25 protein-coding genes are annotated in these 23550 nt (G+C 42.8%); 15 read left to right on the top strand and 10 right to left on the bottom strand.

Going from position 1 to position 23550, the window contains the following annotated elements; all coding sequences use genetic code 11:
- From R2S08_RS04500 to R2S08_RS04475, 6 genes are all read right to left on the bottom strand, one after another.
- Window positions 1–1188, bottom strand: a complete 1188-nt coding sequence (locus R2S08_RS04500) for a class I SAM-dependent rRNA methyltransferase (protein ID WP_316834029.1) — start codon at window positions 1186–1188, stop codon at window positions 1–3.
- Between the two features lie 214 nt (window positions 1189–1402).
- Window positions 1403–2014 carry a superoxide dismutase gene (locus R2S08_RS04495; protein ID WP_133779133.1) on the bottom strand — a complete coding sequence of 204 codons (612 nt, stop codon included), beginning with the start codon at window positions 2012–2014 and terminating at the stop codon, window positions 1403–1405.
- A 138-nt stretch (window positions 2015–2152) separates the two neighbouring features.
- Complete coding sequence (locus R2S08_RS04490) at window positions 2153–2626, bottom strand: nucleoside deaminase (protein WP_316834028.1); 474 nt, start codon at window positions 2624–2626, stop codon at window positions 2153–2155.
- Window positions 2627–2962, bottom strand: coding sequence for a tRNA-binding protein (locus R2S08_RS04485; RefSeq protein WP_316834027.1), 336 nt, complete (start codon window positions 2960–2962; stop codon window positions 2627–2629). It lies immediately after the preceding gene.
- Window positions 2963–3340: 378 nt separating this feature from the next.
- A complete protein-coding gene (locus R2S08_RS04480) occupies window positions 3341–4273 on the bottom strand; it encodes a hydrogen peroxide-inducible genes activator (protein WP_316834026.1) in 933 nt (310 codons plus the stop codon).
- A 115-nt stretch (window positions 4274–4388) separates the two neighbouring features.
- The gene (locus R2S08_RS04475; RefSeq protein ID WP_316834025.1) at window positions 4389–5318 is read right to left on the bottom strand and encodes a GDP-L-fucose synthase; all 930 of its coding nucleotides are present in this window, start codon (window positions 5316–5318) and stop codon (window positions 4389–4391) included.
- 102 nt (window positions 5319–5420) lie between these two features.
- On the opposite strand from R2S08_RS04475, the gene trmB reads away from it, so the two are divergent.
- The 4 genes from trmB to R2S08_RS04455 are packed head-to-tail and all read left to right on the top strand — an operon-like array spanning window position 5421 to window position 7332.
- Entirely contained in the window at window positions 5421–6071 is a 651-nt protein-coding gene (gene trmB, locus R2S08_RS04470) for a tRNA (guanosine(46)-N7)-methyltransferase TrmB (protein WP_316834024.1), read from the top strand.
- On the top strand, window positions 6071–6406 hold the full coding sequence (locus R2S08_RS04465; protein ID WP_316834023.1) for an MGMT family protein: 336 nt from the start codon (window positions 6071–6073) through the stop codon (window positions 6404–6406). The genes trmB and R2S08_RS04465 overlap by 1 nt, the downstream gene beginning before the upstream one ends.
- 17 nt (window positions 6407–6423) lie before the next feature.
- Window positions 6424–6765 (top strand): carboxymuconolactone decarboxylase family protein, encoded by a 342-nt coding sequence (locus R2S08_RS04460; RefSeq protein ID WP_108555602.1) that lies wholly within the window; start codon window positions 6424–6426, stop codon window positions 6763–6765.
- 6 nt (window positions 6766–6771) lie between these two features.
- Window positions 6772–7332 carry a DNA-3-methyladenine glycosylase I gene (locus tag R2S08_RS04455; protein ID WP_316834022.1) on the top strand — a complete coding sequence of 187 codons (561 nt, stop codon included), beginning with the start codon at window positions 6772–6774 and terminating at the stop codon, window positions 7330–7332.
- 2 nt (window positions 7333–7334) lie between these two features.
- On the opposite strand, the gene R2S08_RS04450 is transcribed toward R2S08_RS04455, so the two are convergent.
- On the bottom strand, window positions 7335–8024 hold the full coding sequence (locus R2S08_RS04450) for a hypothetical protein (RefSeq protein ID WP_316834021.1): 690 nt from the start codon (window positions 8022–8024) through the stop codon (window positions 7335–7337).
- 377 nt (window positions 8025–8401) lie between these two features.
- Here R2S08_RS04450 and polA point away from each other — a divergent pair, with 377 nt between their 5' ends.
- Both polA and R2S08_RS04440 read left to right on the top strand, forming a co-directional pair.
- Window positions 8402–11212, top strand: a complete 2811-nt coding sequence (gene polA / locus R2S08_RS04445) for a DNA polymerase I (RefSeq protein ID WP_316834154.1) — start codon at window positions 8402–8404, stop codon at window positions 11210–11212.
- A 64-nt stretch (window positions 11213–11276) separates the two neighbouring features.
- A complete protein-coding gene (locus R2S08_RS04440; protein ID WP_316834020.1) occupies window positions 11277–11627 on the top strand; it encodes a hypothetical protein in 351 nt (116 codons plus the stop codon).
- Between the two features lie 60 nt (window positions 11628–11687).
- On the opposite strand, the gene R2S08_RS04435 is transcribed toward R2S08_RS04440, so the two are convergent.
- The 3 genes from R2S08_RS04435 to R2S08_RS04425 form a co-directional block, all read right to left on the bottom strand.
- Window positions 11688–12365 (bottom strand): metal-dependent hydrolase, encoded by a 678-nt coding sequence (locus tag R2S08_RS04435; RefSeq protein ID WP_316834019.1) that lies wholly within the window; start codon window positions 12363–12365, stop codon window positions 11688–11690.
- A gap of 9 nt (window positions 12366–12374) precedes the next feature.
- Window positions 12375–12680, bottom strand: coding sequence for a YbaB/EbfC family nucleoid-associated protein (locus tag R2S08_RS04430; RefSeq protein ID WP_316834018.1), 306 nt, complete (start codon window positions 12678–12680; stop codon window positions 12375–12377).
- Between the two features lie 73 nt (window positions 12681–12753).
- On the bottom strand, window positions 12754–13830 hold the full coding sequence (locus R2S08_RS04425; RefSeq protein WP_316834017.1) for an NADH:flavin oxidoreductase/NADH oxidase: 1077 nt from the start codon (window positions 13828–13830) through the stop codon (window positions 12754–12756).
- Between the two features lie 550 nt (window positions 13831–14380).
- Here R2S08_RS04425 and R2S08_RS04420 point away from each other — a divergent pair.
- From R2S08_RS04420 to argH, 9 genes are all read left to right on the top strand, one after another.
- Window positions 14381–15082, top strand: a complete 702-nt coding sequence (locus R2S08_RS04420; RefSeq protein ID WP_108554755.1) for an N-acetyltransferase — start codon at window positions 14381–14383, stop codon at window positions 15080–15082.
- A gap of 58 nt (window positions 15083–15140) precedes the next feature.
- Window positions 15141–16334, top strand: a complete 1194-nt coding sequence (gene argG / locus R2S08_RS04415; RefSeq protein WP_133779150.1) for an argininosuccinate synthase — start codon at window positions 15141–15143, stop codon at window positions 16332–16334.
- On the top strand, window positions 16324–17295 hold the full coding sequence (gene argC / locus R2S08_RS04410) for an N-acetyl-gamma-glutamyl-phosphate reductase (RefSeq protein ID WP_316834016.1): 972 nt from the start codon (window positions 16324–16326) through the stop codon (window positions 17293–17295). The genes argG and argC overlap by 11 nt, the downstream gene beginning before the upstream one ends.
- Window positions 17296–17327: 32 nt before the next feature.
- On the top strand, window positions 17328–18461 hold the full coding sequence (locus R2S08_RS04405; RefSeq protein WP_316834015.1) for an aspartate aminotransferase family protein: 1134 nt from the start codon (window positions 17328–17330) through the stop codon (window positions 18459–18461).
- Between the two features lie 2 nt (window positions 18462–18463).
- Window positions 18464–19429: an acetylornithine carbamoyltransferase gene (locus R2S08_RS04400; protein ID WP_316834014.1), complete on the top strand. Its 966-nt coding sequence runs from the start codon at window positions 18464–18466 to the stop codon at window positions 19427–19429.
- Between the two features lie 12 nt (window positions 19430–19441).
- Window positions 19442–20230, top strand: a complete 789-nt coding sequence (argB, locus tag R2S08_RS04395; RefSeq protein WP_316834013.1) for an acetylglutamate kinase — start codon at window positions 19442–19444, stop codon at window positions 20228–20230.
- A 3-nt stretch (window positions 20231–20233) separates the two neighbouring features.
- Window positions 20234–21052: a pyrroline-5-carboxylate reductase gene (gene proC, locus R2S08_RS04390; RefSeq protein WP_316834012.1), complete on the top strand. Its 819-nt coding sequence runs from the start codon at window positions 20234–20236 to the stop codon at window positions 21050–21052.
- A gap of 5 nt (window positions 21053–21057) precedes the next feature.
- Complete coding sequence (locus R2S08_RS04385) at window positions 21058–22125, top strand: M20 family metallo-hydrolase (protein WP_316834011.1); 1068 nt, start codon at window positions 21058–21060, stop codon at window positions 22123–22125.
- Window positions 22126–22211: 86 nt separating this feature from the next.
- Entirely contained in the window at window positions 22212–23543 is a 1332-nt protein-coding gene (gene argH, locus R2S08_RS04380) for an argininosuccinate lyase (RefSeq protein ID WP_316834010.1), read from the top strand.
- Window positions 23544–23550: the final 7 nt, after the last annotated feature.

The following is a 23550-nucleotide window of genomic DNA, read 5'->3' as shown; positions in this document are numbered from 1 at the left end:
TTAAAGTACTCTGACCAATAATCCTTTGAGGTATTCGCCTTCCGGGAAGGAAATCCTGATGGGGTGATCTTCCGGCTGGGTGAATTGTTTGATGATCTGCACTTCCCTTCCTGCGTCTAAAGCAGCCCATGCAATGATCTGTTTAAAGGTTTCGATGTCAACTGCTCCGGAGCAGGAATATGTGGCTAGGAGGCCTCCCTTTTCCAGCAGGAGCATACCTAGCCTGTTCAGGTCTTTATAGGCCCGTGCAGCGCGATCCAGTGCGGATCTTGAAGGGGCATATTTTGGAGGGTCCAATACCACAACATCGAATTTTTTTCCTTCTTCTTTAAAAGCCCGGAGCTGTTTGTTCACATCAGACTGAATGCTGGTTTGCTGTGTTTCTTTAAAGCCGTTGAGTTCAATGTTATGTTTAAGGGTTTCTATGGCAAGGGCAGAGCTGTCTACACTGGTCACGTGTTCTGCACCTAAGGCGAGGCTGTTCAGGGTAAAGCCGCCGCTGTAACAGAAACAATCCAGTACATGTTTGCCCTGGGTATATTCGGCCAGGATCCGGCGGTTGTCTCGCTGGTCACAATAAAAGCCCGATTTTTGGCCATCTGCGATGTTGATATGATAGCGAATGTTGTTTTCTTTAACTTCTATAAATTCCGGCGGTGTTTCTCCCCAGAGCAATCCCTGGGTAATTTCAAGGTTTTCGTGGGTGCGGGCATTGGCGTCACTCTTGTCAAAGATTCCTTTGGGTTGTAGCTCTGTTCTCAGGATATCAATAATGTCGTTTTTGCTGTTTTCGATCCCGGCGCTCAGGATTTGAAGAGAAAGGAAGTCTGCATATTGGTCTACAATCAGTCCCGGAAGGAAATCGGCTTCACTGAAGACCAGCCTGCAGGTATTGGTGTTTTTGTCTTTTAAAACATGCTGACGTGCGGCAATCGCAGCCTGCAGTTTTTCCTGGTACCAGTTTTTATCAATGGTTTTGTTTTCGTCCCACTCAATTAGTCTGACGGCCACTCTTGATTGTGCGTTGTAATACCCATAAGCTAAAAACTCTTTGTCAGCGGCATATACTTTAACCACTTCGCCGTTTTCAGGACTTCCTTTGAGCCTGTCCAATGCGCCGGAGAAGATCCATGGATGGTGCTGGTATGCTGCTTTTTCTTTGCCTTTTTTTAGTATTACATCGATCATGGTGCAAAAGTAGGAAAATTTGGCATCTATTCGAAGACTGGACCTTTTAGGTCCTGAGGTCTTCGAATAGATGCCAAATTTTTTGGGAGGAGAGTCTGGTAAGCGAACCGAAGGAATAATAAATAACAAAGGGCCTGAAGGATGATTTCCTTCAGGCCCTTTGTTGATCACTCGTTGTCCTGAAATGGCTCAGGCGCAATAGGGAGTGATGTAATTAAGCAGTTGCTTTTTTGAAACGTTCTGCAACAGCATCCCAGTTTACTACATTCCAGAAAGCGGCAATGTAATCAGGGCGTCTGTTTTGATATTTCAGGTAGTAAGCATGTTCCCATACGTCCATTCCTAAAATAGGGAATCCTTTTACTTCTGCTACAGGCATTAATGGATTGTCCTGGTTTGGAGTAGAAGAAACAATTAGTTTTTTATCAGCGCCTACGCTTAACCAGGCCCATCCTGAACCAAAACGGGTTGCGCCTGCTTCAGCGAATTTAGTTTTGAAATCTGCGAAAGAACCGAATGCAGCATTGATTGCGTCTGCAAGGGCACCTTTAGGCTCTCCACCTTTGTTTGGACCGATAACTTCCCAGAACAAAGTATGGTTGTAGTGACCTCCACCGTTGTTTCTAACTGCTGCAGGGAATTTATCTATATTTTTGATGATGTCATCGATACTGTGTGTAGCCTCAGGTTTACCTTCCAAAGCTTTGTTCAGATTGGTTACATAAGCCTGGTGGTGTTTATCATGGTGGATTTCCATGGTTTGTTTATCGATATGCGGTTCTAATGCATCTGTTGCGTAATGTAACGCAGGTAATTCAAAAGCCATAACTATTATAATTTAAGTTTAAAATTTATTTCTTATTGTGTTGCCCGGCTTGATCTTTCGTTCATTTAGAAGTCCTGAAAGGAAGGGCTGAGCAAATATAACATTCAAAGGTTAAGTTTTGTTCAATACTTTGTCAAGTTATCCCCTTTTGGAGGCAAAAAAACTGGTCATAAGCTGTCCGCATTCTTCTGCAAGGACTCCTCCTTTTAAAATCGTTTTTGGGTGAAGGAGGTTAGCACCTTTTGTTGTAAAGCCTCTTTTTTCTTCTTTTGCCCCGAAAACGATCCTGCTGATCTGCATCCAGTAACTCGCGCCTGCGCACATTACGCAAGGTTCAATCGTAACGTATAGCGTGCAGTCTTTCAGGTACTTTCCACCCAGCGTTTGACTGGCTGCGGTAAAAGCCTGCATTTCGGCATGTGCGGTTACATCATTCAATTGTTCTGTTAAATTGTGTCCTCTGCCTATGATCTTGCCCTGGCATACGACAATTGCTCCGATAGGGACTTCTTGTAGGTCGTAAGCTCTTTGCGCTTCCTGCAAGGCCAGACGCATGTAATGTTCATCTTCCTGTACAGGGTCTTTTTCGTCGGTGAAATTGTAATAGCTCATTTAAATTAATTTACTGCCGTTGGGTACTTTTCCTCTTAAAGCGGTGAGTACAATATCTCCATTCTCATCAGCAAAGCCCGTAACCAAAAATTCTGACATGAATTTACCAATTTGTTTTTTAGGAAAATTGACTACAGCTACAATTTGCTGGCCAACCAATTCTTCTTTTATATAATGTTTTGTAATCTGGGCAGAACTCATCTTTATACCCAGTTCGCCAAAGTCAACCCGTACTTTATAGGCGGGTTTCCGGGCTTCCGGAAAATCGAAAACTTCTAGTATGGTACCGGCTCTAAGTTCTACTTTTTCAAAATCGCTCCAGTTAATCTCTTCCATTTTGTGTAAAAAATAAATAACGTTAATGGGTAAAAATACATTTTCTGGGAGAGAGGGGGTGAATTTTTTGGAAAATTCTGTACAGCTGCTTCAAGACTAACGATATCAGGCGGGCTGAAGAAGCCCGCAGATCTCTGAGGTCTTTCCGCAGCGTACGAGAATTTTCCTTAGCAAATTGCAGAGGAGGGTGGTGACCGCGTAGGGGTGCGGAAAATTTAGACCAACCTGCTGCCTGGCTATGTATGACTGTGCAAGAAATAGGCGAAAAATCTGTATCTAGTCCGCATTTTTACGGGAAAATGCGGACTATACGCGGATCCATCTGCTCCGAATCTCCTTTTTGGAATAAGTTTACTATAGACGGTAATGCGTTTGCGGTTATAATCCGATGACGTCTTTTTTCTTTTTTTGCTTCATCGATTTAGGGATTACAGCCAGGATTTCTTCTTTAAAGGCATTCAGCATTCTTTTTTTGATGAAGTTTTTATGGGTGGCCAGACTAATCTCTCTAACCGGCTCAGGTGATTTGAAAGACCTTACCTTAGTGAGTTGTTTGTTGGTCAGTTCAGCTAAGGCCAGTTCAGGTAATAAAGTAGCACCATTGTTCATGTCTACCATTCTGATCAGTGTTTCTACACTTCCGGTATTATAGGTGAGGCCTTGCAGGCGGTTCTCTTTGGTAGAACGGCAAATATTTAAAACCTGAGAACGCATGCAATGACCTTCGTTCAGCAGCCAGATGTTTTCAGACTCCAGGTCTTCTGCTTCTATGGCTTTCTTTTTGAATAATTTGCTGTTTTTGCTGATATAGGTTACAAAGTTTTCGTAATACAGTGGGTCTTCCAGGATGGCTTCATCCGCAAGAGGTGTAGCCAGTAGTCCGCAGTCTAAAACCCCTGTTTTTAAATGATGGATAATGTCTTCTGTGGTGTATTCCCAGATCAGTAGCTTTAAGCCGGGATATTTTTCCATCATCGCTGCAATCACTTGCGGGAGCAGATATGGAGCGACGGTAGGGATAATTCCAACTTTCAGTTCACCAACAACGTCCTGTTGCTGGCTGTTGATGATTTCCCGTATTTTGTGGCTTTCCTGAAGAACCACCCGGGCTTGTTCTATAATCTGAGCGCCTATTTCAGTAGGGATGACTGGTTGTTTACTTCTGTCAAATATTTTAACATTCAGCATCTCTTCCAGTTTTTGTACCTGCATGCTCAATGTAGGCTGGGTAACAAAACATTTTTCGGCTGCACCCACGAAGCTTCGGTAAGTATCTACGGCAACAATATATTCAAGCTGTACTAAGGTCATATAGTTAGAATTGATCTATTGTAACAAATATATCAATTCTAACTATAGAACAGGGAAGCCTGAAGGTTTTTGTTTTGAAATTGACTTCAGGATGTTGAGAATCAGGTTAAAGAAATTAAACGTGCTTATTTAAGAAATCCTTATAGGCAAGATGAATGCCTTCTTCCAATTCCACCTGGTGTTTCCAGCCTAAGCTGTGCAACTTGGACACATCCATTAATTTGCGGGGTGTGCCGTCCGGTTTGCTGCTGTCAAAGGTTAAAGTTCCCTCAAATCCAACCACTTTTTTGATCAGTAAAGCCAGATCTTTTATGGTCAGGTCTTTGCCTGTACCGATGTTGATCAGGTGGTTTTCATTATAGGTTTGCATCAGGAAATAACAGGCGTCAGCCAGGTCATCAGCAAAAAGGAATTCCCGCATAGGAGAGCCCGAACCCCAAACCAGAACCTCGGCAGTCCCATTTATTTTTGCTTCATGGAATTTGCGGATCAGTGCAGGAAGTACATGTGAATTTTGTGGATGGTAATTGTCGTTGTAGCCATATAAATTGGTGGGCATTACAGAGATGAAATTGCAACCATATTGTGCGCGGTAAGCATCACACATTTTAATACCTGCAATTTTGGCAATTGCATAAGGCTCATTGGTTTCTTCGAGCAAGCCGGTCAGCAGATATTCTTCTTTTAGGGGCTGAGGTGCAAGTTTAGGATAGATACAACTGGAACCCAGGAACATCAGTTTTTTGACACCTGTTTTGTAAGCCTGATGAATGACATTGTTCTGAATGCACAAGTTTTCATATAAAAAGTCGGCCCGGTAGGTATTGTTGGCTACAATGCCGCCTACTTTAGCTGCGGCAAGAAATACATATTCCGGCATTTCTTTTTCAAAAAAAGCGGTTACTGCTTGCTGGTCGCGAAGATCCAGTTCGGAAGAAGTTCTGGTGAGGAGGTTGCTGTAACCTTCTTTTTCTAATTTCCTGAGGATCGCGGAGCCCACCATTCCGCGGTGACCGGCAACATATATTTTTGAGTGCTTTTCCAATTGTACTAAATTAAGGATACAAAAGTACGAATTTGAAAGCATGCTGCACAGGGCGTGGAATTAATTGTATTTTATCTAAGTTTGTATAAAATAATTTAAGTAGTGGGTAAAGATAAATTAAGAAAGTTTGCTGAGATAGACACGTTTGATAATGTGTATCAGTTGGAAGCCGGAAAAGAGTTGAAGGGAAGATGGGCCCGTCAGCACTTTAAAAATGAAAATCCTTTGGTATTGGAGCTGGCCTGTGGTAAAGGCGAGTATTCCGTAGGTCTGGCCAGGCTTTTCCCGGAGAAAAACTTCATCGGAATTGACCTGAAAGGAAACAGGATTTGGCGTGGTGCAAGAACCGGAGTGGATGAAGGAATTAAGAATCTGGCTTTTTTAAGGATACAGATTGAGGATATCATGGAATATTTTGGTGAAAACGAAGTGGATGAGATCTGGATTACTTTCCCCGATCCGCAACCGCAGGAAAGCAGGGAAAAGAAACGACTGACCTTTCCTGGTTTTCTGAACAAATACAAGGCTTTTCTTAAACCTGGCGGTAAAGTGAACCTGAAAACAGATAACGATGGTCTATATCAATATACAGTAGAAAAGGTGGAAGAACTGGGCTTACCTTGCTTTAAAAAGACAGATCAGCTGTATCAGTCGGAGTTTTATGATGAGGTTTTATCGATCAAGACCCATTATGAACGCATTTATTTGAAACGCGATAAAAACATCAATTATATACAATTTGCATTAGTCTGATGGATCAGAATTTCTATGAACAGGTTTTTGAAGTGGTGCGGCTGATTCCTAAGGGAAGAGTAACATCTTACGGAGCGATAGCCAAAAGTCTTGGTGCAGGCGGTTCTTCTCGTATGGTAGGATATGCCATGAGGCATGCGGACCAGGCACAGCCTTCTATACCTGCGCATAGGGTGGTGAACAGTAGCGGCTTGTTGACCGGAAAATTCCATTTTAATCCGCCTGAACGTATGGTGGAGCTGCTCGAAAGAGAGGGCGTTGTTGTTAAAAAGGATAAAGTCCAGAATTTCAAAACTGTGTTCTGGAACCCGCTGACAGAAATAGATATTTTATAATTCAGAAACCCTTAAAAATGGGAAAACTAGTAGAAGAATTTAACGATTATCGTTCTAAGATGAACGATAGGATCATGGAAACCGCAAACACAAACATTAAGCGTTTCTTTGCCCTGGATACCACCACTTATGCGGAAGGTGCTCTAGATGTAAAAACGAAAGAAATGCTGGGTTTGGTGGCTTCGATGGTTTTACGTTGTGATGACTGTATTAAATATCACCTGGAGAAGTGTTACGATGAGGGTGTTTCCAATGCAGAGATCAACGAGGTTTTTATGATTGCCAATCTGGTGGGGGGATCTATTGTCATCCCTCATTACCGCAGGGCAGTAGAATATTGGGATGAACTTAGTCTTTAACAGAGGATGAAAGAAATAATCAGGTGTGGTTGGTGTGGAACCGACCCTTTATATCAAAAATATCACGATGAAGAATGGGGCAAGCCGGTATACGATGACCGGGTCTTATTTGAATTTCTGATTCTTGAAGGTGCACAGGCAGGCCTGAGCTGGATTACCATTTTGAGGCGTAGAGAAGGTTATAGGAAAGCCTTTGCCGGATTTGACGTGGTTAAGGTTGCTGCTTTTAATGAAACGGATGTGGAGCGGCTGATGCAGGATGAAGGGATCATCCGCAATCGCTTAAAGGTGAATGCTGCCATTACCAATGCGCGCTTGTTTATGGAAATCCAGAAAGAATTTGGGTCATTTTCTGATTATATATGGGGATTTTTACCCAATAGAAAACCTATCCTAAATGATGTGAAATCACTTAGTGATGTGCCAGCACGCACGGAGATCTCAGATGCCATTAGCAAAGACATGAAAAAAAGAGGGTTTAAGTTCTTTGGAACAACGATTTGCTATGCACATATGCAGGCTACGGGAATGGTCAACGACCATATTGCAGACTGTATCAGTCGTTAAGGTTATTTATGCGCTGTATTATAGGCGTTGACATATGCTTTTACGCCTTGAATGTCAAAATCCTCTGTCTGATTGATCCGTCCGGCGAGATCCTGGTCATCGCCTAGTTTCTGGATTAGAGCAGCTCTGATCTGATCGGTTTTATCGTCAGCGTTACTATTTATTGGAATGACGACCATTGGCCCGGTACCTGGTTTTTCCAGATAATAAAAATCACGGCCTACAGGTTGAACATAATCATCCTGACGGTGTTTGCTGAGGTCAATAGAGATTCCGCCTCCAAAGCCTACGCCACTTCCATAAGTGCCTGTACCCACACCAACACCCACAGAAGGTGTTATACGAGACCGTTTTCTAGGAGGCGCTGTCATCGTATTACTGCTGCTGATGGAATACAGGTTCACCGCACCAAGTTCTTCCACTTTAAAGAAACGGATTTCCATATTGTTTCGGATGAGGATTGGCCTGCTCACGTAGGTGTTTCCATTCCATAAAAATTCCTGTACGTCTTTGGCTTTGTATTCCGCTATCGATTCGTCATCCAGTTTGATCCTAACTACGGCATTGTTGGTGCCCTGGACAGTTCCTCTTACAAAATTGCCCTCTGATATGATCACAGCATCCTGCGCAGATACACTTACTGTGATCCCAAGCAGCAGGAAAAATAGTATGGATAATTTGATTGATTTCATGACTTTATTCAGCTAACGTAATTTGTGTTGTGTTTGTTATATAAACAAAAATAAATAATATAAGCTCAGTTTGCATCCCTATTGTTAACTTTGATTGACTAGATTGGAATTAAGGCAAATTTACGGTCATTATACAGCGATAAGCTCTTGATCGCTTAATCTTCATTAAACCGCTGAAAGCAGCTTGAAGACAATTAAGAGAAACAAAAACGACTGAAAAAACACTTATATAATGATGAAACCTGCAAAGCTTATATCTTTCAAAATAGAATACACAAGCTTTGCAAGCTTCATTACCGATAAAAAACAAACCGAGTTTACGAGCTCATTAATACAAAAAAGAGAACGATAAACAAAGCATTAATAATGATATAATGATGAAAAAACTTTTTCTTCTTGACGGTATGGCGCTCATCTACCGGGCACACTTCGCATTGAGTAAAAACCCAAGATTTACGTCCACTGGTGTGAACACCTCTGCAGTAATGGGCTTTGCAAATACTTTAATGGAGGTTCTAAAAAAAGAAAAACCAAGCCATATAGCTGTTGTTTTTGATACGGAGGCCCCAACGGAACGACATACGGATTTTGAGGCCTATAAAGCACACCGTCAGGCTATGCCCGAAGATCTTTCTGCCGCTTTACCCTATGTCTTTAAGCTAATTGAAGGGTTTAATATCCCTGTAATCACCAAAGATGGTTTTGAAGCAGATGACATCATCGGAACGCTGGCCAAAGAAGGAGAGAGAAGAGGATATACGGTATATTGTATGACGCCTGATAAAGACTTTGCACAACTTGTATCCGATAATATCTTCATTTATAAGCCCGCACGAATGGGAAATGAAATGGAGATCCTGGGCGTTCCGGAAGTGCTGGCCAAATGGGAGATCGAAGATGTAAAACAGGTCATTGATATCCTGGGACTATGGGGTGACGCAGTGGATAATATTCCAGGTATCCCGGGAATTGGGGAGAAAACAGCGAAATCATTGATCAGGCAATATGGCTCTATGGAGAATATTATTGCCCATTCTCATGAACTGAAAGGTAAACAGCGTGAAAATGTAGAGAACTTTGCTGAACAGGGGTTGATCTCTAAAAAGCTGGCGACGATTATCCTCGATGTTCCTGTCGAATTTGATGACCATGCACTGGAGATGGGAGAGCCAAGCAGAGAGCTGCTGGAACCTTTGTTTGCTGAACTGGAATTCAGAACCATTGGAAGACGGGTGTTCGGAGAAGATTTTACGGTTGGAAGTACAACCACAACGGTGTCGCAACAAACGGATCTGTTTGGAAATGTAGTGGAAACGGTTCGAAGGGTAGAAGTTGTGGTGTCGCCACCACCACCGGTTTTTGAACAGCCGGAAATTAAGACGATAGAAGATGTGGAACACCAATATTTGCTTGTAGAAACGGCAGAGCAGCGGAAAGAGCTGATTGAATTGCTGATGAAACAGGAAAATATTTCTTTTGATACAGAAACTACAGGGACTGATGCAAATATGGCCGATCTTGTTGGATTGTCCTTTTGTATAAAACCAGGTGTAGCTTATTATATTCCATTGTCTGAAGACAGAACGGAAGCGCAGCGGATTATTGATGAATTTAGACCAGTGCTGGAGAATGAGCAGATTGCCAAGACCGGGCAAAACTTAAAATACGATATCCTGGTGATGAAATGGTATGAGGTGCAGGTAAAAGGCCGGTTATTTGATACCATGCTGGCGCATTATCTGATTGATCCGGATACCAGACACAATATGGATATTCTTTCTGAAAATTATCTGAACTACAGGCCGGTGTCCATAACCACGCTCATTGGGGCTAAGGGGAAAAACCAGGGCAATATGAGAGATGTTCCTGTCGAAAAAGTAGTAGATTATGCTGCGGAAGATGCGGATGTGACTTTGCAGCTGGCTAACGTTTTTGAGCCCATGCTGAAAGAGCTGAATGCATCAACGCTCGCTACAGAAGTAGAAAATCCTTTGGTGTATGTATTGGCTGATATAGAGAAAGAAGGCGTCAGGATTGATATAGATACTTTACTGAATTATTCCAAAGAACTGGAAACAGACATCCGGAGGTTTGAGCAGAACGTTTATGATAAATGCGGTGTACAGTTTAACCTGGCCTCTCCAAAGCAATTGGGAGAAGTATTGTTTGATAAACTTCAGCTAGACCCTAAGGCAAAAAAAACAAAAACGGGGCAATATCAGACTGGGGAAGATGTATTGCTTGCCCTGGCACATAAAAGCGATATTGTACAGGATATCCTGGATTTTCGCCAGTTGCAGAAACTTAAATCGACCTATGTGGATGCCTTGCCTTTAATGGTAAACCCTAAAACGGGTAGGGTACATACGAGTTATAACCAGGCTGTGGCTGCCACAGGCAGGCTGAGCTCTAATAACCCCAATTTACAGAACATCCCGATTCGTACGGAGCGGGGAAGGGAAGTGCGAAAGGCTTTTATTGCCAGAGATGAAGATCACATCCTCTTATCTGCGGATTATTCTCAGATCGAACTTCGCATTATTGCGGAGATCAGCAAGGAAGAAAATATGCTGGATGCGTTTAGCAAAGGAATTGACATCCATACGGCAACAGCAGCGAAAGTATATGGTGTGCCTATTGAAGAAGTGGATTCTACGCAAAGAAGAAATGCTAAAGCCGTGAATTTCGGAATCATATATGGGCAATCTGCATTTGGTTTGTCGCAGAATCTGGGTATTCCCCGTAAAGAAGCGGCACAAATCATTGAGCAATATTTTGAGCAGTATCCTGGTATTAAAAGATATATGAGCGATACCATGAACTTTGCCAGGGAAAATGGCTTTGTAGAGACCATCCTGGGTAGGAGAAGATACCTGAGAGACATTAACTCTGCAAATCAGACGGTGCGTGGATTTGCGGAACGAAATGCGATCAATGCGCCGATACAAGGTTCTGCGGCAGATATGATCAAGGTGGCTATGATCCATATTCATAAGGATATTCAGGAGAAAGGATTAAAGTCAAAAATGACGATGCAGGTGCATGATGAGCTTGTGTTTGATGTGCTCCGTTCTGAAGTAGCGGAAATGAAAGAAATCATTGCGTACCGAATGAAAACAGCCATCAAAACAGCAGTGCCGATAGAGGTGGAAATCGGAGAAGGAAATAATTGGCTTGAAGCACACTAAAATTGAAATATTTTTATTTAACTTTCGTTAACCAATATTGGATTAAAGAAAATACTAGAAAAACATGAAAAAATTATTAAGTTTTGTTGCCGTGGCCTTACTGGGTTTAAGTACTACCTTTGCTCAGACTGCTGCGCCTGCGCAGACCGTAAAAAAGACAGCTAAAAAAGTAGAAACTAAGGCTACAACTACGGTTGCTGGTGCTAAAAAAGAAACGAAAGCAGCAGCTACGAAAACGGTGACCTCTACTAAAACTACAGCAGCTGCGGTAAAGAAAGACGGTACACCGGATATGCGCTTTAAAGAAAACAAAGCTAAAGCTGCAGCAGTAGCCGGTCCGGTGAAGAAAGACGGAACTGCTGATATGCGTTATAAAGCAAACAAGAAAACAACAGTTGTGGTGAAAAAGAACTAAGCCATAAGTGTAAATAAAAAAGGCTCGTTTCTGTTTGAAACGGGCCTTTTTTATGGCTTTTTATAATTCTATGGTCTCGCCGATTGCGGGTAAGAATAGCTTTTTGTTCTCCCGGGTAAATTTAGACAGGGCCTCTTCTGTGTCAATTTCAATGAGCGAAAAAGTATTGTAATGAACGCCGATCACCTGATCGCAATTGATGTATTTAGTGGCCACCAGAGCATCATCTACATCCATTGTGAAATTGCCCCCAATAGGCAGGATGGCATAATCGATCTTATAGAGATCCGCAAGGATCTTCATGTCTGCATTTAAAGAGGTATCTCCAGCAAAATAAATGGTCTTACCAGCAGTTTCTAATACAAAACCAGCCGGATTACCTCCATAACTACCATCTGGCATAGAGCTGGAATGTGTAGCCCAGACCATTCTCAGGTTTCCGAAGTCAAATTTCTGCTTTCCGAAATTCATGGGATGAACGTTTGTAATGCCTTGTTTCGCTACCCAATCCATTACTTCAACCATTCCAATTACCTTTGCATTGGTTTGTTTTGCCAGCTCCACCAGGTCTGCAATGTGATCTCCATGGCCATGGCTCACCAGAATGTAATCTGCCTGTATAGCTGTGGTGTCAATATGACTGGCCAAAGGATTAGGCTTAATAAAAGGATCGAAAAGAAACTTTTTTCCTTCTGCTTCCAGCAAAAAGCAGGATTGTCCGTAATAGGTATATTTCATGATTTTAGATTAACTTCCAAACATTCCGCCAAGACCGCCCAACATGCCTTGGGTTGCACTCTGCATTTCTGCTGCGCTTACCTGATCTGCCTGTGTTAAAGCTTTGTTAATAGCTGTCAGCAGAAGTTCCTCTAATTCCTCTTTGTCAGCCTCTTTAAAGAATTCTTCTTTAATCTCTACAGCTGTGATTGCTTTATTGCCTGTAGCGGTAACCTTAATTGCTCCTCCCTCTACTTCGCCATATACAGAGATGGTATCTAGTTTTTTCTTGATCTCACCCGCCATCTGCTGTGCGGCCATTAGTTTATCGAACATAGTATTTGTGTTTTATATTTTAAACGAAATTAAGGGAATTTAGTTTAAAGTTTCTGTTGTTATTTAACATTGGTCAATGTGCTTTTCTTGGTTTTGCTCTTTCATATTGCTCTGGCCACTTGATTTCGTCATCAAATTCAAAAGCGGCCTGTAATGGAAAATAAGGATTTCTAAGCAGCTCCCTGGCCATAATGATCAGGTCGGCCTGGTCATTGCCCAGAATATCTTCGGCTTGTTGTCTGTCTGTTATTAAGCCAACTGCACCGGTCAATATGCCGGTTTCTTTTTTGATCTGCCCGGCAAAACCAACCTGGTAGCCTGGGCCAACCGGAATTTGCTGATGCTCTGAAAGGCCGCCACTGGAGCAGTCAATAAGATCTACATCTTTACTTTTCAAAATACCGGATAACCTGACAGATTCTTCGGGAGTCCATCCGCCCTCTGTCCAGTCTGTTGCAGAGATCCTGACGAAAATTGGGTTTGTTTTTGGCCATACTTCACGAATGCTGTCCAGGACCTCGATGAGGAAACGGATCCGGTTCTCAAAGCTTCCTCCGTACTGGTCTGTCCTGACATTGCTTAAGGGCGAAAGGAATTGATGGATCAGGTAGCCATGGGCAGCATGTATTTCTACCACTTTATAGCCGGCTTCAATGGCGTAAATAGCTGCGGCTTTAAAATCGGACTTTATTTTTTTGATGCCTTCCAGATCCAGGGCTTCAGGCACCTCATCACCTTCGTGAAAGGGAATTGCGCTCGGGGCAAAAGACTTCCAGCCGCCTTCGCTCAATTTGATTTGTTTGCCCCCTTTCCATGGAACTTCAAAACTGGATTTACGTCCGGCATGGGCAAGCTGTATGCCTGCAACGGCGCCGTTTGAATGGATGAATCCGGTTATTCTTTTGAGCATGGGCAGGTGTTCCTCTTTCCATATGCCCAGGTCTCCGGCGGTGATGCGGCCTTCGGAAGACACTGCCGTGGCTTCCTGAAGGATCAAAGAAGAACCACCTACGGCACGGCTTCCAAGATGGACCAGGTGCCAGTCGTTTGCAAAGCCGTCTTTTGCAGAATACTGGCACATAGGTGAAGTGACGATCCTGTTTTTGAGACGGATGTTTTTGAGCTGCAGAGGAGAAAATAATAAAGACATAACTTGTTTTTTATGTAAATCTAACAACTCGTCATTACATTTGTTCAGGGGCTATTGTAAGCAGAAATTCATTTTTAAGTATTGCGGAAGTTTTGGCTTATAAATTGAGTAGTATCCGATGAAGAAGAGGAAATCTCCCTGAGCATGGGCTCTTTGGATAAATGACTGAAAATAGCAGGGGAAAAGAGGTTTTTTAAAACTTTGGGGGAGAAAGTTTTTTTTGAGCTTAAAATGATAGATAAAATGTAAAAAAATGAAAAACTTATTGCACAACTCAATATTTATTTAAACCTTTGCGCCTCAAGTAATTTAAAGCGGGAATATATACAGAAAATGATCAAGACGAATCTCCATAAACTTTCCATCTTAGAAGCAAAAAATATTGCTTCCAGAAGCTTGTTTATTGAACGTCTGCGACCCATATTTTCTGTCACAACAAACCGGCAAAATTATACACCCCGTATTTGAGTGATATCTTTACTCAATCATAGAGGATTGCCTCTCAAAAAACAATTAATCAAAATTTTTATCTTTTTTCGTTATCCTATTAATGAATATAAACGATTTTATAGTGCAGGTTGCACTTCCTGAACATCGTGTCTTTGCAGAAGAAATCTGCGAGGAAATGGCGGAGTCTGCTAAAGCCCGTGGTACGGGTATTGCAAAACGTTCGCCGGAGTATGTTGCAGGGAAAATGTCCGACGGGAAGGCTGTAATTGCATTTCATAAGGACGGCTCCTGGGCTGGCTTCTGTTACATTGAAACCTGGAGCCATGGACAGTTTGTAGCCAATTCTGGTCTCATTGTAAGTCCAAAATATAGAAAAGCCGGTTTGGCCAACGCCATTAAACACAAGATTTTTGAATTGTCCCGACAGAAATATCCTAAAGCAAAGATCTTTGGGTTGACGACAGGTCTTGCTGTAATGAAGATCAATTCAGATCTGGGTTATGAACCTGTTACCTATTCTGAGCTTACTCAGGATGAGGAGTTCTGGAAAGGTTGTCAGAGTTGTGTGAATTTTGAAATCCTGACCATGAAAGAGCGCAAGAACTGTATGTGTACGGCGATGCTTTATGATCCGGAAACAAAGAAACACGACGTGGCTAAGAAGTTTGCAGAAGAACTGCAAAAGAAACCAAAGTTGTATGAGCGTTTTATGCGTATTAAACAACGACTGGTGCTGAAACCCAAAGAATCAAATAAGGGATTTAAATCCCTGTTAATGTTAATCCCAGTTTTATTTAAATAATTGTTGCCGACGGATTTGCGTATGCAGGTCCATTACCCTTAAAACACAATAAAGACTCATGAAGAAGAAAGTAGTTTTAGCTTTTAGCGGAGGTTTAGATACTTCATTTTGCTGTATTTATTTAGCACAGGACCGTGGTTTGGAAGTACATTCTGTAATTGTAAATACAGGTGGTTTTTCTGAAAACGAATTACAGGAAATTGAGAAACGGGCTTATGCACTTGGTGTGGCCTCTCATGCTGTTGTTGATGAAACGGCTAATTATTATGAGGGATGTATTAAATATCTTGTTTTTGGAAATGTATTGAAAAATGCAACTTACCCGCTTTCTGTGAGTGCAGAACGTGTAAGCCAGGCAACTGCTATTGCAAATTACGTAAAAAAGATCGGTGCGGATTATGTGGCACACGGAAGTACTGGTGCCGGAAATGATCAGGTTCGTTTTGATATGATTTTTAACATCATTATACCTAATGTGGAGATCATCACACCGATCAGAGATTTGAAGTTATCCCGCGAAGCGGAAATTGAATATTTACAGAAACACGGTGTAGAATATAGTGCAGAAAAAGCTAGATATTCTATCAATAAAGGCCTTTGGGGTACCTCAGTTGGTGGTAAAGAGACTTTAACGTCTCATGAGACCCTGCCTGAAGAAGCATGGCCAACACAGGTTTCAGAAACTGCACCGCGCAAAGTGGAGCTGCGTTTTGAAAAAGGAGAGTTGGTTGGAATCGATGGAGAGAATTTGCCACCGGTAACAGCCATACAGAAACTACAGGCCATGGCCCAGCCTTATGGAATTGGAAGGGACATCCATGTTGGAGATACCATTATCGGAATAAAAGGTCGTGTTGGTTTTGAGGCTGCGGCCCCGTTGGTGATCATTAAAGCACACCATACTTTAGAGAAGCATACTTTGACCAAATGGCAGCTTTCCTGGAAAGACCAGTTGGGTTCATTTTATGGAAACTGGTTGCATGAAGGTCAGTTCCATGATCCAATCATGAGAAATATCGAAGCTTTTTTAGCAGATACACAGGAAACGGTAAGCGGAAAAGTATTTGTTGAACTTTTACCATATCGCTTCCAGATCATTGGAATTGAGTCTGAGCATGACTTGATGAGCAATAAATTTGGTTCTTACGGAGAAATGAACAATGCCTGGTCTGGTGAGGACGTGAAAGGCTTTTCTAAAATTTTTGGTAACCAGGTCATGATCTGGCATAAAGTGAATAAACATGAAGATTAAAGCAGGTATCATTGGTGGTGCGGGGTATACAGGTGGCGAAATGCTGCGTATCCTGGTCAACCATCCTTCGGTAGAGATTGCCTTTGTACATAGCAATAGTAATGAAGGCAACCTGATCTCAGACGTACACACCGATCTTTTTGGTGATACGGACCTTCGTTTTACAGGCACACTTTCAGCGGATATTGATGTTTTGTTCTTGTGCGTTGGCCATGGTGATGCAAAGAAATTTCTCGCGGCCAATCCTATAGCGCCTTCTATTAAGGTCATTGACCTGAGTCAGGACTTCAGGCTGAAAGCGAATGCCTCAAACCAATGGGTGTATGGTTTACCGGAACTTAACCGGGAGGCCATCAGAACAGCGAATTATGTGGCTAATCCTGGATGTTTTGCGACCTGTATACAACTGGCATTAATCCCCTTGGCTGCGAAAGGCTTGTTAAAAGGAGAGGTGCAGATCAATGCAACAACCGGTTCTACCGGGGCTGGTCAAAGTTTGGCGGCTACTTCTCATTTTAGCTGGAGAAATAATAACCTTTCGGTTTATAAGGCTTTTGAGCACCAGCATTTAAATGAGATCGGAGAAAGCCTGGTGCAGCTGGATGCTGGCTTTGACAGCGTTTTGAATTTTATTCCACAGCGTGGTGACTTTACAAGAGGGATTCTGGCTTCGGTTTATACGGAATCTCATCTTTCTGCTGAAGAACTACAGGAATTATATACTTCTTACTACGAAGGGCATGCCTTTACGCATGTAAGTGCAAGGAATATTGATCTGAAACAAGTGGTCAATACCAATAAGGGGCTGGTGCATGTAGAAAAGCATGGCAATAAGGTTTTTGTGGTCAGTATAATTGATAATCTGCTGAAAGGCGCAAGCGGACAGGCGGTTCAAAACATGAATTTAATGTTTGGACTGGAAGAACGGCAAGGCCTGGCACTTAAAGCAGCAGCATTCTAAAATCAATTTGTACACCAGTTAAAAATATTAAAATGAACTTATTTGACGTTTATCCACTAAATGATATAGAAATTGTAAAAGCTTCCGGCAGTACTGTCTGGGATGCAAGCGGACAGGAATACCTGGATTTATACGGAGGGCATGCGGTAATTTCTATTGGACATACCCATCCGCATTACGTAAAAAGAGTTACAGATCAGCTCAATAAAGTTGGTTTCTACTCCAATTCTGTTAAAATACCGTTGCAAGCGGCCCTTGCAGATAAACTGGGCCAGGTGTCGGGAAAGACAGACTTCCAGTTGTTTTTGTGCAATTCGGGAGCAGAAGCGAACGAAAATGCTTTAAAACTGGCTTCCTTTTATAATGGAAGAAAAAAGGTCATCGCTTTTAAAGGTGCCTTTCATGGAAGAACTTCGCTGGCGGTATCTGCTACAGATAACCCGAAGATCATTGCCCCGGTCAATGAAACAGATCATATTGTATTCCTGCCATATAATGATGTGGAAGCCCTGGAAGAAGCATTCAACAGCTATGGCAATGAAATCACTGCCGTAATTATAGAAGGTATACAGGGTGTTGGAGGAATTAAAGAAGCTTCGGTACCTTTTCTTCAAAAAATCCGTAGCCTTTGTGATGCCTATAATGCGGTCTATATTGCTGATAGTGTGCAATGTGGTTATGGCAGAACAGGCTTGTTTTATTCTCATGATGTAGCTGGCGTAAATGCCGATGTATATACCATGGCTAAAGGCATGGGCAATGGCTTCCCTGTTGCGGGAATTTCTATTGCGCCGAAATTCAAACCTTGGCATGGTATGCTGGGTACTACTTTTGGCGGAAATCACCTGGCTTGCGCGGCTGCTTTGGCTGTTCTTGAGGTGATGGAGCAGGATGGATTGATGAAAAATGCAGAGGAAGTAGGGGACTATCTGATCTCGGAACTTAAAAAAATTGAAGAGATCAAAGAAGTGCGCGGAAGAGGTCTGATGATCGGTATCGATTTACCGGAAGAACTGGCGCATGTGAAGAAAGAACTGTTATTCAAACACCATATTTTTACAGGAGAAGCCAAGCCAAATGTGATCAGATTATTGCCTGCATTGAATTTGACAAAAGAACAGGCTGATCAGTTTTTAGATAAATTTAAAACTATTTTAAGAGGATAGAAATGAACCAATTCACTTCAGTAAAAGACGTTGAGGATATCGGGCAGCTGGTGAAGGCCGCCCTGGATCTAAAGAGCAATCCCTATGCGGATCAGCATTTGGGAAAGAATAAAACCCTTGGACTGGTGTTTCTTAACCCAAGTTTGCGTACCCGTTTGAGTACACAAAAAGCAGCGATCAATTTAGGGATGAGTGTGATGGTGATGAATATGGATAAAGAGGGCTGGGCACTGGAAACACAGGATGGCGTCGTGATGAATGGCACTACGGTAGAGCATATTCGCGAAGCGGCCGCAGTGATGGGGCAATATTGTGACATCCTGGGCTTGCGTTCTTTTCCAAAACTGACCAACAGAGACGAAGATTACAATGAGGATTTCTTTAACAAGTTTGTAAAATACTGTGGAGTGCCTGTGGTGAGTCTGGAAAGCGCAACGCGCCATCCATTGCAGAGTCTTGCCGATCTGGTGACCATAAAAGAGACCTGGAAAGCGACGGCTAAGCCGAAAGTTGTTCTGGCCTGGGCACCACATGTGAAAGCATTGCCTCAGGCGGTTCCAAATTCATTTTCAGAATGGATGTGTAAAGCACAGGAAGAAGGAATGCTTGATTTCACCATTGTTCATCCTGAAGGATATGAACTGTGTGAGGATTTTACGCCAGGAGCGACCATCAGCCACCATCTGGAGGAGGCTTTAGATGGTGCAGATTATATCTATGTAAAAAACTGGTCGAGTTTTAAGGAGTACGGCAAGGTCTTGACTTATCCTGACGGCTGGATGATGAACAATGAGAAACTGAAGCACACCAATAATGCCAAAGTGATGCATTGTTTACCGGTAAGAAGGGATCTGGAATTGTCTTCAGAAATCCTGGATGGACCTAACTCTCTGGTGATCCATGAGGCTGGTAACCGTTTATGGGCAGCCCAGGCAGTTTTGAAAGACCTGCTGCAAAATCTAACTTAAAAAACAGAAGAGATGGAGCAGCTCACTATTGTGAAAATTGGTGGAAATGTCATTGACAATTCGGAAAACCTGCACCGGTTCTTACAGGACTTTACAGCGCTTTCCGGAAAAAAAATATTGGTTCATGGCGGCGGTAAAATCGCCACCGAGCTGGGTACTTCACTTGGTGTAGAAGCCAAGATGGTAGAGGGCCGGAGAATTACGGATATAGAAACACTCCGGGTGGTTACTATGGTCTATGCGGGGCTCATCAACAAGAACATGGTGGCTCAGCTTCAGTCTAAAGCCTGTAATGCTATAGGTTTGACAGGCGCAGACGGAAACATCATCAAAGCGGTTAAGCGGCCGGTGAAAACTATAGATTATGGCTTTGTGGGAGATCTGGATGAGGCATCAGTTTCATCAGAGACACTGACGAGTTTACTGGAGGCGGGTCTGGTGCCTGTGCTTTGTGCCATCACCCATGATGGTGAAGGACAGTTGCTGAATACCAATGCAGATACCATAGCCTCTGCCGTTGCTGTAGCGATGTCTGTTGTTTACGACACCAGGCTGGTGTATTGCTTTGAGAAAAAAGGAGTGTTAAGGGATGTGGAGGATGAATCTTCTCTGGTAACGGAAATCAAAGCAGGAGATTTTGAAGGATTAAAGGAGCAGGGCGTCGTATCGGGAGGAATGATCCCTAAATTGCACAATGCATTTGAGGCGATAAAGAGTGGGGTAAAAATGGTGTATATTGGGAAGGCGGATGAATTGCCCCAGGTGAATACAAATGATTTTGGAACCAGGTTAATATCTTAAAACATGAAACAATATACAGGCAGGATTGCTATCCTGGGCAGCGGAAATATCGGACTGTCTCTGGCTAAGGGATTGGTGAAAGCAAACTATGTAGAGGCAGGTCAGATTTGTCTGACCAGGCGGAATACCGCAAACCTTTCCACTTTTTCTGCGCAGGGATTTGAAGTGACGAATGATAACGCGGCTGCGGTTGCAGCAGCTGATATTGTCGTGCTGGCTGTTCTTCCTCAACAGCTAAATCAATTGCTGGAGCAGATCGCCGGCGCAGTCGATACCAATAAACATTTAATCATTTCTGTCGCTTCAGGTGTAAGCTGTCACGACATCAAAGCCAAATTAACCGATGGGGTACAGGTGATCAGGGCTATGCCAAATACAGCTATAGCCATTGGCCAGTCTATGACTTGTATCGCGAGCGATAATGCCACAGACGCTAATATTGCCGAGGTAACCCGGATGCTGGAAACCGTAGGCTCTGTTGTAAAGATCAACGAAGACCTGATGACTTCTGCTACTGCTTTGTGTGCCTGTGGAATCGCTTTTTTCTTAAGAGCTATCCGCGCAGCTTCGCAGGGCGGGGTAGAAATTGGTTTTCATGCGGATGAAGCCCTTAAAATGGCGGTGCAAACAGCTAAAGGTGCTGCAGATCTGTTGCTGCAGATGGAGTCGCACCCGGAACAGGAAATTGATAAGGTAACCTCACCTAAAGGCTGTACCATTGCCGGCTTAAATGAAATGGAACATAATGGTTTCAGTTCTTCCCTGATTAAAGGGATCAAATTATCTGCTTTGAAAGCAGGAAACTTATATACAAAAGAATAGATCATATGATAGAACAACTGCAAAAAGACAGTTTAGAATTGTTGAAAAGATTGATCAGTATTTCCTCCTTCAGTAAAGAAGAAGAAGGGACTGCTGACGTGATTGAGCAGTTTTTGCAGGATAAAGGGATCAAAACCCATCGTAAATTGAATAACATCTGGGCCTACAATCAATATTTTGACGCCTCCAGGCCAACTTTGCTGCTCAATTCGCACCACGATACCGTAAAGCCAAATTCAGGTTATACCAGAGATCCTTTTTCTCCGGATGTGGTTGATGGTAAATTGTATGGTCTGGGCAGTAATGATGCTGGTGGTTGCCTGGTGTCTCTGATCGCTACATTTTTATATTTCAACGATCAGCAGGACCTGAGCTACAACATTTGCCTGGCCACCACAGCTGAAGAGGAGATCTCCGGAAATAACGGGCTGGAATGTATTCTTCCAGAGCTGGGGGAACTGGAATTTGCGATTGTAGGTGAGCCAACCCTGATGAACCTGGCGATTGCAGAGCGCGGTTTGCTGGTGCTGGATTGTGCTGTTCACGGAAAGGCGGGGCATGCGGCGAGAGAAGAAGGTGATAATGCGATATACAAAGCACTTAAAGATATTGAGTGGTTCAGGAATTACCGCTTTTCAAAAGTATCGGAAGTTTTTGGACCATTGAAAATGTCTGTGACCATTATAAATGCCGGATCACAGCATAATGTTGTACCTGAACTTTGCACTTTTACGGTAGATGTAAGGGTAACCGATGCCTATACCAATGAAGAAGTACTGAAGATCATCAGAACGAATGTAGATTGTGAGGTTAAACCACGTTCTGTTCGTTTGAAACCATCCTCTATCGATAAAGCTCATCCACTGGTACAGTCGGGTATTGCTCTGGGAAGAACAACTTATGGCTCCCCGACGACCTCAGACCAGGCTTTATTGAGCATACCTTCCGTAAAGGTTGGGCCTGGTGATTCTGCACGGTCACACATGGCAGATGAGTATGTTTTTGTGGAAGAGATCGGAGAAGGTATACAATTGTATATAGAGATGCTAAAGCCTGTTATTAAGGGCAAATAAGGAGTATTAACCACCCTGTCGGTATTTATTATTACTTTTGCGCAAGAGCAGAAGAGGAAGGACGGCAGCGGAATAACTGAATATAAATGAAGATCTGGCAAAAAAATATAGAGGTTAACAAGGATATTGAAACGTTCACCGTAGGCAGAGACAGGGAACTGGACCTGGAAATGGCAGCATTCGATGTGCTGGGTTCACTGGCACATGTAGAGATGCTGGAAAGTATAGGCTTGCTGACTGCTGAAGAGCTTGCGGCCATCCAGAAAGAACTTAAAAATATTTACAAAGATATTGAAGCAGGAAACTTTGTTATTGAGCAAAGCGTAGAAGATGTGCACTCTCAGGTAGAGTGGTTACTGACACAACGCATAGGCGAAGCAGGCAAAAAAATTCATAGCGGACGCTCCCGTAACGACCAGGTTCTTGTCGATTTGAAATTGTTTTTCAGAAACAGGATCGAAGAAATGGTACATCATACAGACGTGCTTTTTAAGCAGCTGATCGTCCTGAGCAATACGCATAAAGATAAATTGTTGCCCGGCTATACCCACTTGCAGATTGCTATGCCATCTTCTTTTGGCTTGTGGTTTGGGGCTTATGCAGAAAGCCTGGTGGATGATCTGGAACTGATGCTGGCCGCCTGGAAGGTTTGCAATAAAAATCCTCTTGGATCTGCTGCAGGCTATGGTTCTTCTTTTCCGCTGAACAGAACGATGACCACTAATCTTCTTGGCTTTGAACACCTGAATTATAATGTTGTTTATGCGCAGATGGGCAGGGGGAAAACGGAGCGGATACTGGCTCAGGCAATGTCTTCCATTGCAGCGACACTGGCAAAGATGTCTATGGACGTGTGCCTGTTTATCAACCAGAATTTTGGATTTATCGGCTTTCCTGATGAACTGACCACAGGATCGAGCATCATGCCTCATAAAAAGAATCCCGATGTATTTGAACTGATCCGTTCACGTTGCAATAAGATTCAGGCCTTGCCGAATGAGATTGCGATGATGACCACTAATTTGCCATCAGGATACCACAGAGATTTGCAGCTGTTAAAAGAAAATCTTTTTCCAGCCATCACTTCTCTGAACGAATGTCTGGAAATCGCCACCTATATGTTGCAGAACATCAGTATAAAAAGTGATATTCTGGCGGATAAAAAATATGCCTATTTATTTAGTGTGGAAGTGGTGAATGACCTTGCATTGAAAGGGGTTCCTTTCAGGGAAGCCTATAAGATTGTTGGAGAAAGTATAGAAAACGGCACTTTTGTGCCAAATACCAAGGTGAACCATACACATGAAGGCAGTATAGGTAACCTTGGTAATGAAGAAATAGAAAAAATGATGGGGACTGTACTGGCCCAGTTTAAATTTGAACAGACTAAAGAGGCCATAGAGAAATTACTGGCCTGAATTTTTA

The sequence above is a fragment of the Pedobacter nutrimenti genome (assembly GCF_032678445.1).
GTDB classification, from domain to species: Bacteria; Bacteroidota; Bacteroidia; order Sphingobacteriales; family Sphingobacteriaceae; genus Pedobacter; species Pedobacter nutrimenti_A.
The sequence above is the reverse complement of the archived record's forward strand: the minus strand, read 5'-3'. Positions and strand labels throughout refer to the sequence as shown.

Excerpts from the sequence above, each read along its gene's own strand:
- R2S08_RS04485 (WP_316834027.1), bottom strand. The coding sequence starts at position 2,962 with ATGGAAGAGATTAACTGGAGCGATTTTGAAAAAGTAGAACTTAGAGCC.
- R2S08_RS04405 (WP_316834015.1), top strand. The coding sequence starts at position 17,328 with ATGAACTTATTTGACGTTTATCCACTAAATGATATAGAAATTGTAAAA.
- argH (WP_316834010.1), top strand. The coding sequence starts at position 22,212 with ATGAAGATCTGGCAAAAAAATATAGAGGTTAACAAGGATATTGAAACG.
- R2S08_RS04400 (WP_316834014.1), top strand. The coding sequence starts at position 18,464 with ATGAACCAATTCACTTCAGTAAAAGACGTTGAGGATATCGGGCAGCTG.
- R2S08_RS04495 (WP_133779133.1), bottom strand. The coding sequence starts at position 2,014 with ATGGCTTTTGAATTACCTGCGTTACATTACGCAACAGATGCATTAGAA.
- R2S08_RS04455 (WP_316834022.1), top strand. The coding sequence starts at position 6,772 with ATGAAAGAAATAATCAGGTGTGGTTGGTGTGGAACCGACCCTTTATAT.
- R2S08_RS04480 (WP_316834026.1), bottom strand. The coding sequence starts at position 4,273 with ATGACCTTAGTACAGCTTGAATATATTGTTGCCGTAGATACTTACCGA.
- R2S08_RS04460 (WP_108555602.1), top strand. The coding sequence starts at position 6,424 with ATGGGAAAACTAGTAGAAGAATTTAACGATTATCGTTCTAAGATGAAC.
- R2S08_RS04430 (WP_316834018.1), bottom strand. The coding sequence starts at position 12,680 with ATGTTCGATAAACTAATGGCCGCACAGCAGATGGCGGGTGAGATCAAG.
- polA (WP_316834154.1), top strand. The coding sequence starts at position 8,402 with ATGAAAAAACTTTTTCTTCTTGACGGTATGGCGCTCATCTACCGGGCA.
- argG (WP_133779150.1), top strand. The coding sequence starts at position 15,141 with ATGAAGAAGAAAGTAGTTTTAGCTTTTAGCGGAGGTTTAGATACTTCA.
- R2S08_RS04425 (WP_316834017.1), bottom strand. The coding sequence starts at position 13,830 with ATGTCTTTATTATTTTCTCCTCTGCAGCTCAAAAACATCCGTCTCAAA.
- proC (WP_316834012.1), top strand. The coding sequence starts at position 20,234 with ATGAAACAATATACAGGCAGGATTGCTATCCTGGGCAGCGGAAATATC.
- R2S08_RS04440 (WP_316834020.1), top strand. The coding sequence starts at position 11,277 with ATGAAAAAATTATTAAGTTTTGTTGCCGTGGCCTTACTGGGTTTAAGT.
- R2S08_RS04490 (WP_316834028.1), bottom strand. The coding sequence starts at position 2,626 with ATGAGCTATTACAATTTCACCGACGAAAAAGACCCTGTACAGGAAGAT.
- R2S08_RS04465 (WP_316834023.1), top strand. The coding sequence starts at position 6,071 with ATGGATCAGAATTTCTATGAACAGGTTTTTGAAGTGGTGCGGCTGATT.
- R2S08_RS04420 (WP_108554755.1), top strand. The coding sequence starts at position 14,381 with ATGAATATAAACGATTTTATAGTGCAGGTTGCACTTCCTGAACATCGT.
- R2S08_RS04385 (WP_316834011.1), top strand. The coding sequence starts at position 21,058 with ATGATAGAACAACTGCAAAAAGACAGTTTAGAATTGTTGAAAAGATTG.
- R2S08_RS04435 (WP_316834019.1), bottom strand. The coding sequence starts at position 12,365 with ATGAAATATACCTATTACGGACAATCCTGCTTTTTGCTGGAAGCAGAA.
- R2S08_RS04450 (WP_316834021.1), bottom strand. The coding sequence starts at position 8,024 with ATGAAATCAATCAAATTATCCATACTATTTTTCCTGCTGCTTGGGATC.
- argB (WP_316834013.1), top strand. The coding sequence starts at position 19,442 with ATGGAGCAGCTCACTATTGTGAAAATTGGTGGAAATGTCATTGACAAT.
- argC (WP_316834016.1), top strand. The coding sequence starts at position 16,324 with ATGAAGATTAAAGCAGGTATCATTGGTGGTGCGGGGTATACAGGTGGC.
- R2S08_RS04500 (WP_316834029.1), bottom strand. The coding sequence starts at position 1,188 with ATGATCGATGTAATACTAAAAAAAGGCAAAGAAAAAGCAGCATACCAG.